This window comes from Pantoea cypripedii, assembly GCF_002095535.1.
GTDB lineage: Bacteria > Pseudomonadota > Gammaproteobacteria > Enterobacterales > Enterobacteriaceae > Pantoea > Pantoea cypripedii.
The window spans coordinates 3724279-3737043 of the sequence record NZ_MLJI01000001.1 but is presented as its reverse complement, the minus strand read 5'-3'; the positions used below and the strand labels follow the sequence as shown (position 1 = coordinate 3737043).

Genomic DNA, 12765 nt, shown 5'->3' with positions numbered 1-12765 from the left:
GGCAGTTTGGATTCCGAAGTACAGTGGCCAATGGACATCTTTCTAAAGAGTTCATTAGCCTTATATTCATGAAATCTTAATGTAAAAGCTCTCTTCCCGATTTGTCTTAACAATGAATGTAGAAGGAGTAGCTGCCAAGATCGATACCAATAGAGTAATATTTCGAATGATAGCAGCCACTCAAAGTGGAACATTCTGTTAGTGTGCCTCAGGCTAGGGTAATCATTATCATAATGAAATAATATTTCTTTATACCTCAACATTAGTGCAGCTTACCAGTAATGATAAAAATTAAAGTATAATCGAATTCATAAAACTATGAATAAATAATAAAACGTAGAAAGTCATTTGCTGTTGTAAAATTATACCGTTGATAAGCACGATTTCTATAAGTGAGAACGGTGGATCTGCTGATATTCAACTTTAGTGAAATTTTATCTGCCTTATCACCGAGGAGTGTTAAAGTTATCACCTCTCTTTCTCTTTGGCTTAATTTTGGAAATTTATCTTTTAATCTTTTCTTAATAAGATTGCAAGGTGAGTTGTTATCAAAATTATCGACAAATGAATCAAGAGTATTAGATTTAAACCATAAAGCGGATAAGGAAATTTGACAAAATGTGATGAATTCATCTTTTAAGTTGTATAAAGAATTAATACCACTACGGTAAAAATTTAGAACAAGGAATGTTTCATCACCTCGCCATAAACAAGTAATCTTATCCGTAAACCCACAGGAATCAAAACATGATAATCTATATTCCTTATCAAGTATAGATTGTGATGGGACTATCTTAATATAGCCAGAATTATTTCTTACCAAAAAAATATCAGTTATGGCTTGGTCATGCTCTGAATATTTATCCAGATATATCGAAACTCTTTGAAAGGAATCATCGCGTATACTGGACAAAACCAGAGGATTTATTTTTCCATCAGATATAATAAATCCAAAAATCTCCTCTACATTTTCAAATTGTTTAGCCAAGGTTAAAAGCGTTTCGCCAAAATGGGTATTTAATTCTCTTTGAAACAGAACCCCACATGAACTTGGAGGTAATATTAGATTTTTTATTTTCTTGGAAATCATGACTTCTCCTTAAGCAATAATAAAGTTTTATTACACACGTTAATTGCTGATTGATAATTAACCCAGATTATTTAATGATAAAATGATATGGAGCAATCAACTCTGCAATTTAAAACGATTTCTTGTTCTGGTTAACACGGCACTTTGAACCAAAAAAATAAATTAGTTTAAGATGGCAAAGAAAAAAGGAATAAAAAACCTTCTGGATTCCATAAAGTATAGTTTGCTATAAGTTATTTTAGTGGTAATTAATAGAAAAAAAGATATATTTTTTGTAACAGAGTGAAATCATAGGGCGTTACAAACAAACTTATACCGAGGGGGAATATAAATAGATGTTTTATTCAATTCTAAAAAAACTTTCACTTTTACAAACTGGGAAAAAATAGACATATCAAAAAAGAAAATTAAAAGGGTTATATTCCAACAAGTTCCTAATAAGTATATGATAAGAAGACATTGTCAAATTAGGCAAAATGAAATCCGCTGGTTTAACTATAAGAAAAATCAATAGCTCCTGGAAATGGAAATCAGAAAAGATTCTCACATCATATATCCTAAATAATTAGAGTTGCAGGAAGGTGGCGACATGATAAATCCCGATAGCTTCGGGCAAGGAAAGCTAACACACCTGCAACTTGATGTATCATACGTATATACTAATACATTATATAATGGAAATATATAGTCAAGTACTTCTGTAGCGTGTATTATTAAAGTATTATAAATATTAAAAGGCGACAACTATGGCTAAGACTGGCAGACCATGTTCTTTTGATCGCGAACAAGCAGTTACAGACTCAATGTACCTATTTTGGCAGTATGGATATGATTCAACAACACTTAATCTATTAACATCACAGATAGGTGGTGGCATTAGCGCTCCAAGTTTTTATGCTGCTTTTAAATCAAAGGAATACTTATTTAGAGAGATTATTTCTAGATATATGACATTATATTCTAGGAAAACTAATTATCTGAACGATGAATCATTGTCATCGAGCAAATCTATAGAAGAAATATTATATGCATCTGCAAAAATGCAAACAGATCAGGAACATCCCAAGGGGTGTTTATTGGTGCTATCTGCAAATACCTGTTCTCAGGTCAATTTAGATGTTCGTAACTTACTTAGTACTATCCGCGATGCCAACAGAAGGAGCTCCTTACTCTGTATCAGAAGAGGAATAGCAAACAAAGAGTTTAAAATAAACACTGATGAAAATGCTCTATCACTTGTGTTCCATACCTTTTTAACCGGAGTTACGACGCAAGCTAGAGATGGGGTACCAGCACATAATATTATGGATTCAATTAAAGATTTGATCAGATTGTTTGATTATTATAAAACAGAAAAATCAAGGCAAGCAAATGATTGATAAAAAGGAATCCAATAAATGGTTGACTCTCATCATCCTTTTAACAGGAACACTTCTTCCACCTTTAGACTTTTTTATCGTTAATATTGCTATTCCCGAAATTCAAAAAGGGTTAGATACTTCATCAGCTGTGACACAATTAATAGTATCTATATATGCTATTTCTTATGCAGTAACATTAGTATTCGGTGGGCGACTTGGTGATATTTATGGGCGAAAATTAATTTTCATTGTGGGATTGATTGGTTTTGGTTTAGCGTCTGCGATAAGTGGATTTGCTATAAACTCTTTTACATTAGTTTTTGGTCGATTGTTGCAAGGTATATTTGCGGCAATAATGGCTCCCCAATCTCTAGCCATAATACGAATTATTTTCCATGATAAGGATAGGACGAGAGCTATGGTTATTTATGGGGCTACTGTGGGCTTGGCTTCTGCTATAGGGCAAGCTCTTGGTGGAGTTCTTATAGATATTAATTTATTGGATCTTGGCTGGAGAAGTATATTTATCATTAATATACCAATCATAATCATTGCTTTACCAGCTGCTTTGTTTTTTATTGATGAAAATAAACAATTAAATACTCATGGCATAGATATGAAAGGAGCTTTCATTTTGATTACAGGATTGACAGCACTGATTATACCATTAATAGAAGGGCGTGAACAAGGTTTTCCTCTTTGGTGTATTTTTCTATTTTTATTGAGCTTCTTAATATTGTGGATATTCTGGAAGTATGAAAAAGATACTAGAAAAAAAGGAAGTTCATCATTAGTGGTCCCTTCAATTTTTAAAAATAAAGGCCTTTGTAGATGCTTGTTATCTACTTGCTTATTTTTTAGCATCATGCCATTTTTTCTCACATTTTCAATATATCAACAATCTGTATTAGGCTTTGGACCTATGGATAACAGTATTGGAATTTTACCTTTGGGAATTGGATGTCTGATAGGCCCATTTTTAAACCCTGGAATTAGCCGCTACTTTGGAAATAATACATTTACTTTAGGAACCTATATAGAGGGTTTGTCGCTAATAACAATATCTATTATTGTATGCACAGGATTTCATTATTTATTTTTCATTCCTCTTTTTACCTTAGGTTTTGGCCAGGGACTTGCATTGCCAGCTATAGTAAAGTTAACCGTTGAGCAAGTAGATGTTAAATATGCTGGTCTAGCTGCAGGCCTTGTTAATTCAACACTTCAAATAAGTGGGGCACTATCTGTTGCTGTTGTTGGAGGGGTGTTCTTTTGGATTTCGTCCAGTAATACCAGCGATAAAATAAGAGATGCTTTTGCAATAGAATTGATTCTAATAGCTATTCTGTTGATTATTTCAGGTTCAATTTCAAAAAGAAATCATCTATTACGCAAAAGTTGGTAACGCTATCAACTCATTGATTTAATTCATGATAATGCTTTGAGATGCTCTTGTGGCTTCCATTTCCCTCTGCTGCCCTTCCTGTTCAGAGTCTGAAGGCGTGGTATGAATAGCGGATGAGTGGCTGCTATATGAATCACGCCGGAGGAGGAAACTGCACGTTATCAGCAAGCGTCACACTAAGCGTTTAGAGCGGCAATAATCTGAATCTGAGACGGTTCTTGGCAAGACTAGGCAGGAAGTCGCTGTTGTTTTCGAAATCGACGGAAATGTATGATAAGGTTATCAGGTATTACCTAAAGATAAATAATTATCAGTAAGTTGGAATCATTACCCGGTTTAACCGGAAATACTGGCTGAGGAAATACAACAACGAGCGGTATCATGAAGCATGAATAATCTGACATCAGAACTGTTACCAGCCTGTAATATGGATAAAGTCTGAAAGCTCAAAAATAATATGGAACTAAAACAGGTTAAATTATAAAACCATCTTTTTTTACTCTCTGTAGAGTTTCATGAGAAAACCATCAGAATTTTCATCGAAAAAACTTTATCTATAAATTTAAAATATCAATAAATTATACTTATTTCAATGTGTTTATTTTTAGTGTTTAATGCCTCAGTAAAGAATTCTACATATAACCGCCTCTAAAAAAACAAATTTATCATTGTTTAATTGGAGGCAGTTCAGTAAGTAAAAGATAATGATCTAGTAATGAACTTATTAGTCGGTCGATGCAATGTTTTCTGGGTATTGTAACAAATCACCACCATCAAGCTCAATGTAGTCTTTATATTTAACCCTAACGGCATCAAGCTCTTCTTTTGTCATTGGTACTACTTCTTGGCCAGCTGGAACCGAAGTAGCTCGTACATACTGTTCAAAACCCGGTTTAGAAAAAATCCAAACAATAGTTGCTATTTCATTTGTTCTATTTTCAAAACCCATCACGGTGTTTATCGGAGCATATACCATACTACCGGGTCCAAGCTCAGCATATTTACCATCCAGAAAACCGTAAAGAGTTCCAGATAAAACAATGACTACTTCTTCACTTGTAGGATGCCAATGTGGCGGGATTTGTTTGCCCGGTGATATGTCCTCTGTCCCGATAGAAAATGTTGGCGTTCCTGTTGTAACAGGATCGATTTTGATTGTTAATGGATATCCCCAACGTCTTGTTAATTGCTCTCCTTCATTTGGTGTTAATATTTTGGGGGTGGGCTTTTTCAATGTGATATTTGACATGGCACGTCCTTCATTTAATTAAGTCATAACACTGTTGAAATGATGGTGTTTTTAATTAAGGATCTTATCTTCTATTAAATCAAGGGCTCCTTCATTGGTTTTTTATTTATACAGAATAGCGCCTATACTTTTGAATGTATGTCATTAGAACTATGGACACAACTAAATCTATTTCTATTATATGATGAAGATGAGCTTGTTCAGCTATATCCGAACTACTTTTGTCTCTAAAGAACCTATCCCAATAGGAATTGTTAGAATTCAAGTCATGTAGCATTGCTTACAGCAAGTGGAGGATTAGTTATGAGTTCTGGGAAAGATAGCTCCGCTTATTCGCGGACATAAAACTCACCACCCACAGGGAAGGCACCGAAAACGTGCGGATGACCGGGATGCTATGGATGTCATTTTTTTGTGCTTCGTACTGGATGCCAGTGGAATACATTGACTTAGACGGGACTCTGTTCGTCGACTTCTGTACACCGAGGCTTTCAGTAATATCACAAATTGGGGGAAATCATATGATGAAAACACGATACAACGATGCATTAGTTGTATCAAACTACTGTGAAAGTAATAAAGACACCATGGCCGTAATCGTCAAGAGGAATGTTGAGATCGCGGTTACTCGCTACGCATTAATATGTGAATGAACGAAATAAAATGGCTGAGGTTGATAACGTCAGGTAGCGGAGGGTTTAGTGGATAGCAAGCCTAAGATTGCGGTCATGAAAGAGATAAACATAAATACGCCAGGCGAAATAGGTCCCTTCTTGACTCACGCATGGCACAACTTTTCCGTGTCGTATGTAGTATGTAAATGCAGAGCTTGTGCTCTGATGGATGCCTCTCGTATCAGTTTGTACTACGCGTAAGGATGGCAGATGAAAGATAACTTTATAATCCTGACAATGTGCCACCAGTCTGACCTGTATATCTATTTCTGGTCAGCCTACACTGTTCGCTTCAATATCTACGCAGAGTTAAAGTCCAGAATTCGTCAGCCTCCAACTGCTGCAATGGTCTGCGGCGAGACACAGGAAAACAAGCTGATTAAACTTGGTAAACCCTGACAGTATGACACCAGTATAAGCTTTAATAGAAAATTCTGGGATGAATCCCTGTCGATGGAATGGTTCTGCAACAGGCTTTTAACTCATGCTCTCATTGAAGGTTAGCGCCAGCACTACAATAAGGAGAAGACACATTCCATTCTGAACTATCTGACGCTATGGCAGCCCATAGGTACACTGAGTAATGAATTAACAATTCAGCCCAGTATCCTTGGTTCTCTGACGTAGAAATTTTTGGTTGTACTAGTTAATTAAAAATTTAAATAATTTTATACATAGATCCCACTTACGAGTAAAAGATGTCATAAACAATAATTTATTTCAAATGTAGAGGTCATTTATGAAAAATGAAATCCGTTCGCTGACAGGACTGCGTGGACTTGCTGCAATAAGTGTCATGTTCTATCACTACCATTTTTTTAGATTTCTAAATGGGCCAGAGAGAGTTTTTTTTWGAGCATGGGTATTTAATGGTTGATGKTTTTTTTGTTTTGTCAGGCTTCGTTATGGCTATGACATATGGCCATTACTTTACTGGAGAAAACTCGTTTCGAAACTACTTTGAATTTTTGGGTAGACGAATTGCACGAATTTATCCAATTTATGCTTTAATGACCATCATAGCTGCTATTTTTGTTGTTAAGGGTTGGATGGATCTTTGGCCCGGCCCTAGTCTTTTTGTCAAGACCGTGTTGAATTTGACTATGCTTCAGTCTTTGCTCTTGATTAGTACACTCAATGGCCCTGGGTGGTCGATAAGTGCTGAATGGATAGTTTATCTTTTTTTTCCACTGTTAGTTCACTTTTGTTTACACTGTTCAAAAAAAATTACCCTAATTGTTGTCCTTATCTTTGTTGCGGCTTTGCCGCTCATGACTATGTCTCCTTCCCTTATAGATGAGCCAAGACGCGCAGGTATTCTCGATATTTGGAGTTACCAAACCGCTTATCCTGTTTTGAGATGTTTCATTGGGTTTGTTTTCGGGATGGTTGCGTTTCGGTTTAATACTTTACTTTTTTTTAAAACAAGTACTGTTAGAGAATTTATGACTATAGCCGTAACTTTATCTATTGTTATACTAATGTTTTTTAAATCTTCTGATGTATTGATTGTTTATTTATTTCCTTTTCTCATTGCTATGATCTACCATGAGGGAAGTTATATCTCAAAAGTATTATCCATACAACCTATATACTATCTAGGTAAGATTTCTTTTTCTATTTACATGATACATTACTCAATGATTTACTTTATAAACCATTGCCTCGATTATTTTTATCAGAATGGGATTATAACACATACCATTGCGTATCTAACTATTTTTAGTTTTGGCATCTTGGTGATGGTTTTTGCTGGGTTAACATATCAATATATTGAGAAACCCTCACGTCAGAGGATTCGTCAGAGCTTGAAGGAAATCTATTAGGCGGTATTCATTAGAACCTATCCCAATAAGAATTGTTAAAATGCAAGTCACTGAGATTTTTTGAGGACGTAACAAGGCAGGCAGCAAGTGGCGGATTAGTGATGAACTGAATCCGCCCCCTGTCGTGCCCGGCCAGACAACATCCTTTATCGGCCAGGCTATTGAACTTTCTTGGACTGTGACTTAATTTTTTATGCTGCCACGTGCCAATTGATCTCTTTCCATCGACTCAAAGAGAGCCTTGAAATTACCCTCTCCAAAACCATCATCCCCATCTCTTTCAATAAACTCAAAAAAATAGCGGACCGACCAAAGTTTGTGAAAATATCTGAAGCAACAACTTTCGATTACCCCTATCAGTACTGCCATCAATAAGAATTCCCCTCGCTTTGAGTTCCGTGACATCTCTTCCGTTATCGGGTAACCTTGATTCAATCAGAGAGTAATATTTTTCAGGAGGTGCAGTCATCATTGGAACCCCTGCATTTCTGAGTTTGTCAACTGTCAATATAATGTCGTCAGTTACCAAAGCAATATGCTGAATGCCTTCCCCATTGAATTGTTCCAGAAATTCCTGTATTTGCCCTTTACTACCATCAGCCTCTTCATTTAATGGTATTTTTATTTTTCCGTCCGGGGCTATCAAGGCTTTAGAGTGAAGGCCTGAATATTCACCGGCAATATCGAAAGATCTCATCTGACGAAAATTAAAGATATCACCGTAGAACTTTTCCCAATAATCCATTCTGCCCCGATAGAGGTTATTTGTCAGGTGATCAATTGTATGCAGCCCATACCCGACATGCTCTTTACTCACGCCCTCTTTTTTCTTGAAATTGATTTCAAAAAAAGTATCTGTATCAGGGCGCTTTTCGACGAAGTAGATTTTAGTTCCCCCAACTCCTTCAATAGAGGGAACAACAATCTCCCCAGGGAGATATTCTATTTTTCCAGGTTTAGCACCGGATAAAATTGCATTCTCATAAGCCTGAGCCGCATCTTCAACATAAAAACCCACACCGCAGGCCCCAACGCCATGTTCACGGAAGAACGTATTTGGAAATTCGGTGTTTTTTCTATTAATTATGAAATTTATCTCACCCTGACGAAACAGATCGATCAGGCCGTCTTTGTTGGTTGCTATATGTGTAAAACCAAGATCAGAAAATAGTTTTTCATAATGGGTTTCATCATTACCGACAAATTCGATGAAAGCAAAACCTGCCAAACCGAGTGGATTTGAATCATTCGTATACATAATAATTTACTCCCATTTTCCAACATCATTTCAAATAAGAGGGTTATGCACTTGTTCCCGGAGTCTCAAGCTCAATATACTTGGCATATTTTTTTGATAAAACTTAATTTTTCCGCACTTATAAGCTTTAACAGCTTGCCCCTGCTTCACTGAAGTGGTCCGGACATATTCGTTGAGGAAATCAGTGGCAAGTCGCGTTGAATGGTACTTGAAGCTCATCCAGGTATCAGGTGGTGCATAGGCCATCCCTCCCGATGTGAGGTTTCTAGATTCATTGCCAACATCCTTTTCGGTATGTCGGTGCCGATGAGGATTGAGTGAGTCTCTGTGGTTACAGGAGCCACACTTATCAATACTGGGGAATCCCATACCCTGACAAGATATTCACCGTCATCAGCAGGAATAATGGTTGGAGTATGCGGCCTGGCCCACACAAGGCCTAGTTTAATCATTAAAACTAATACGAAAACCATATTACAGATCCTACTCATGCTACCTCCTCACAACAGCATGATGCTGAAAATATGGGCTATATGATTCCAAAAAGTCATATGCTTTCAGTCCTATGCGAAAAGCACCGATTAACTTATCGAATAATTTCAGCAAGTAATAATCATCCCCTTTTCCTTATGATCATAAAAAGAGGCTTCCTGTAACAATTCAATAGTTTTCGTGATGTTTTCTTAACCATTGTGTACCATTCGGTCTTAAATTATTCAAGAACATTTTTATTAAAATTAAAGAAATGAATTTTATGTTTCATGCCATGTGCCTTGTGATCAATGGATCTTCATCACTGGCAACGCAGCCCCCTGCCGAAATCGTGCCCCCCCTCTCCGAATACGAGGTACAGGACACGACAAACCCGTGGGTCACACCGGTGGAGCTGCCCCATACCCAAGGGACCAGGATCGGACGAGGCCGGACACCCAAGTCTTGCTGCCATCCGATAGGTGCCTGCCGATGGAGGCAGCTCCGTCGACCTCTGTGGTAGACTTTTTCCTGCGGGTTTACGGCACTGGTGGCCTACGTAACGCCGACACATCAATGTTCCAGAATATTTCAAGCGGTAACACCAACGCGCCGGTCATTGCCTTTAGTTATCTGTGGTGAGCCAGCCTCACATCATAGACGTTTTTCACCTTCGCTAAATATTGGGTGAAGTTCACCATATTTTTTTGAGATTTTTCTTGCAAAAGATAATTCAAGCATTATAAGGTACCAGTCAGTTCCTTTTCCGGTTTAAGTTTTTATGGATATCTCAAGATATGAGTGTCAAGAATCAAGTGCTAAGAGCTGGTCGACCTAGAGAATTTAATGTTGATACAGCTGTAGAGGATGCGATGTTAGTTTTTTGGGAAAAAGGATATGACGGAACTTCTCTTCTTGACCTTTTGGAAGGTATGGATATTACACGTGGTAGTTTATACAAAGCGTTTGGGGATAAGAAATCGTTATTCCTTAAATCGCTTGATCAGTATGCCGAAAGAGGATTACAGGAAACTGAGTTAGCGTTAAATGGTCAGGGCTTAGTTATTGATAGCATTAGATCTTCATTATTGCGTGCACTCAAGCTTTCACAAGGAGACTCTGGTCGTTTGGGGTGTTTTTTGGTTGCTACAGCAATGGAAATGAGCAGTAAGGATGATGAAATTGCTTGCCGTGTTAGAAGTATCTTTGAACGACTACAAAAATTATATGCAGATACTATCATTCGAGGGCAACTTTCCGGAGAGATTAATAATGAGAAGAATGCTCATCAGTTGGCACGTTTGTTAGTTAACCAGATAGAAGGTATGAGAGTATTGGGAAAGGTCGATGACAGTTGTGGCGATAATGACAAGATGGTTGAACTTATATTAGGTGTTCTCTATTGATTTTTTAAAATAACTAATTATCGGTGACGCTTCCAATTAGTAGAAAATGTATTTTTCGATAAAGGCTCCGATGACTTTTTAATGAAACTCAACAGAGCGTGAAAGGCAGATCGTTTTGCGGGCCAACCGCTTGATTCGGTTCTGAGCGTCAGATTGTTGCGCTCAATGCGCTGAGTAAAAAATTTTACCGGTCAGATACTTCTCTTTCAGAAGCGCTCTGGCATTACTGACCCAGTCATCCGTGGTCAGCATTTCTATGTTAATAGATGTGAGCAGTGCCAGTAATTCACGGCAGGTTTTGTCGAGCCATGAGTTAACATCAAAAGAAAAATTATACATTATATTCAAGTAATTATAGGCATTGGCCGGTGGATTATTCTAATCATCTACGATTTTAGTTAATTCTAAAACTGAACCAGTTTATGTCAAGGTCACCATTTTTTATCTTATGGTAGGGATTATGATGGTTAATACTGATGGCACTAAATTATTTTGCTTCCCATTTGCTGGCGCAGGTCCGAGTTTTTATAGTTCCTGGACATCATTGGGTTTTGATTTTTTTAAAATAAGACCAATTGCGTTTCCTGGGCGCGAAAGACTTATTGCTGAATTACCTTTCACGGATCTTAATCATGCTGTGGATTATGCATACGGCCAAATCATTACAGAGGATTTAAGTAAACCATTTGCATTGTTCGGCCATTGTTTTTTAGGATCGGTTATAGCATGGGAAACATCTCGTCGTCTCATTGCTGCAGGCAGACCTCCATCTCACCTTTTTATTAGTGCCTCCAGAGCCCCTTCTATTAGAAAATATTATGGTGTTAAAGAATTAGCTGATAAGGACTTCATTGTTCTAGTAAAGAAGATAACTGGGTATTCTCATCCAGCATATGACATTCCTGAAATGCTAGACCTGATAGTTCCGGCACTACGGGCTGATTTTGAAATGGATGAATCATATTCACCGATTGAAAATTATTCAATAGAGTTACCAACCACAGCATTCTTTGCAAATAGGGATACTTCTGTTTCGTTAAATGACATCGAGAAATGGCGTGAACATTGTGTTGGTGATTTTGAAATTATGGAACTTGATGGCAACCATATGTATCTGGCGCAAGATCCTGTGCCGTTGTTGAATACCATTGCGGCCATTTTAACCACTCAAGAGGGCAGAAAATAATGCGTCTACAAGGGATGGTTGTAGTGATCACCGGTGCTGCGCGAGGCATCGGTCGCGCCTGTGCATTAAAAGCAGCAGAAGAGGGGGCAGAGCTGGTCATCACGGATGTGGATGGTCATATCGACGGGGTGCCTTATACTCTGGGCAAATCCTGCCAGCTGGAAGAAACGGCCCTGCGCTGCCGGAGCAATGGCGCTTCCGTATTGGCGCTTGAGGCCGATGTCAGGTCGATGGATGATGCGCAGCGCGTAGTGAAAGCCGCGTTAACGCGCTTCGGGAAAATTGACGCTCTGGTCAATAACGCAGGGATTGGTTCCCCGGCCGGTATGCCTGTTCATGGTTACAGTGAAGAACAGTGGCAGTTAATGCTTGATGTGAATTTGTCCGGCCCGTGGCGAATGATTGCGGCGGTCGCACCGGCGATGATAAAAAGAAACTGCGGCAGCATTGTCAATATTTCGTCGACCGCCGGATTAGTTGGCTACAAATATTTTGCGGCGTATGTCGCCTCTAAACACGGGCTGATCGGATTAAGTAAATCTGCGGCGCTGGATTATGCCTCCGCCAATATTCGCGTCAATTGTATTTGTCCTGGCCCGGTAAACGATAATCCCGCCTTTGATGGTTATATGACTCGGGTCGTGGCCGATGCGTTGGGAATCAATTATGAAGAACAAGTCTCCGTGGATTTAAACTCCGTGCCAATGACATCCGTCGTTGATCCTGCGGACGTGGCCTCTGCTATGTCGTGGCTTATTAGTCATGAATCGAAGCATACGACAGGCAGTGTTATGACGATCGATGCAGGTTTCACAGCGCGATAATCATCCTCAGGGAAT

The 12765-nt window shown here is 38.2% G+C and carries 10 protein-coding genes and 3 pseudogenes; 9 read left to right on the top strand and 4 right to left on the bottom strand.

Going from position 1 to position 12765, the window contains the following annotated elements:
- Positions 1-316 precede the first annotated feature (316 nt).
- Positions 317-1090, bottom strand: coding sequence for a helix-turn-helix transcriptional regulator (locus tag HA50_RS17250; protein WP_084876788.1), 774 nt, complete (start codon positions 1088-1090; stop codon positions 317-319).
- 746 nt (positions 1091-1836) lie between these two features.
- Between HA50_RS17250 and HA50_RS17245 the strand changes: the two genes are divergently transcribed.
- The 3 genes and pseudogenes from HA50_RS17245 to HA50_RS31745 form a co-directional block, all read left to right on the top strand.
- Positions 1837-2469 (top strand): TetR/AcrR family transcriptional regulator, encoded by a 633-nt coding sequence (locus HA50_RS17245; protein ID WP_084876787.1) that lies wholly within the window; start codon positions 1837-1839, stop codon positions 2467-2469.
- On the top strand, positions 2462-3856 hold the full coding sequence (locus HA50_RS17240; RefSeq protein WP_084876786.1) for an MFS transporter: 1395 nt from the start codon (positions 2462-2464) through the stop codon (positions 3854-3856). The genes HA50_RS17245 and HA50_RS17240 overlap by 8 nt, the downstream gene beginning before the upstream one ends.
- A 106-nt stretch (positions 3857-3962) precedes the next feature.
- Positions 3963-4173, top strand: a pseudogene (locus tag HA50_RS31745) (IS1 family transposase); the annotation flags it as partial.
- Between the two features lie 407 nt (positions 4174-4580).
- Here the strand turns inward: HA50_RS31745 and HA50_RS17225 are convergent.
- Positions 4581-5105: a cupin domain-containing protein gene (locus HA50_RS17225; protein WP_084876784.1), complete on the bottom strand. Its 525-nt coding sequence runs from the start codon at positions 5103-5105 to the stop codon at positions 4581-4583.
- A gap of 275 nt (positions 5106-5380) precedes the next feature.
- Between HA50_RS17225 and HA50_RS31740 the strand changes: the two are divergent.
- Both HA50_RS31740 and HA50_RS17210 read left to right on the top strand, forming a co-directional pair.
- A pseudogene (locus tag HA50_RS31740) lies at positions 5381-5555 on the top strand (transposase); the annotation flags it as partial.
- A gap of 1054 nt (positions 5556-6609) precedes the next feature.
- A complete protein-coding gene (locus HA50_RS17210) occupies positions 6610-7605 on the top strand; it encodes an acyltransferase family protein (RefSeq protein ID WP_084876781.1) in 996 nt (331 codons plus the stop codon).
- Positions 7606-7894: 289 nt separating this feature from the next.
- On the opposite strand, the gene hppD is transcribed toward HA50_RS17210, so the two are convergent.
- A complete protein-coding gene (hppD, locus tag HA50_RS17205) occupies positions 7895-8863 on the bottom strand; it encodes a 4-hydroxyphenylpyruvate dioxygenase (protein WP_420872868.1) in 969 nt (322 codons plus the stop codon).
- A 963-nt stretch (positions 8864-9826) separates the two neighbouring features.
- Here hppD and HA50_RS32150 point away from each other — a divergent pair.
- Both HA50_RS32150 and HA50_RS17190 read left to right on the top strand, forming a co-directional pair.
- Complete coding sequence (locus tag HA50_RS32150) at positions 9827-9976, top strand: GMC oxidoreductase (RefSeq protein WP_084876779.1); 150 nt, start codon at positions 9827-9829, stop codon at positions 9974-9976.
- Between the two features lie 155 nt (positions 9977-10131).
- Positions 10132-10740: a TetR/AcrR family transcriptional regulator gene (locus tag HA50_RS17190; RefSeq protein ID WP_084876778.1), complete on the top strand. Its 609-nt coding sequence runs from the start codon at positions 10132-10134 to the stop codon at positions 10738-10740.
- Between the two features lie 78 nt (positions 10741-10818).
- Here the strand turns inward: HA50_RS17190 and HA50_RS17185 are convergent.
- Positions 10819-11079: pseudogene (locus tag HA50_RS17185) on the bottom strand (IS1 family transposase).
- A 121-nt stretch (positions 11080-11200) separates the two neighbouring features.
- Between HA50_RS17185 and HA50_RS17180 the strand changes: the two are divergent.
- On the top strand, positions 11201-11926 hold the full coding sequence (locus HA50_RS17180) for a thioesterase II family protein (protein WP_158087417.1): 726 nt from the start codon (positions 11201-11203) through the stop codon (positions 11924-11926).
- Positions 11926-12750: an SDR family oxidoreductase gene (locus HA50_RS17175; RefSeq protein ID WP_084876776.1), complete on the top strand. Its 825-nt coding sequence runs from the start codon at positions 11926-11928 to the stop codon at positions 12748-12750. Before HA50_RS17180 ends, HA50_RS17175 begins: the two co-directional genes overlap by 1 nt.
- Positions 12751-12765: the final 15 nt, after the last annotated feature.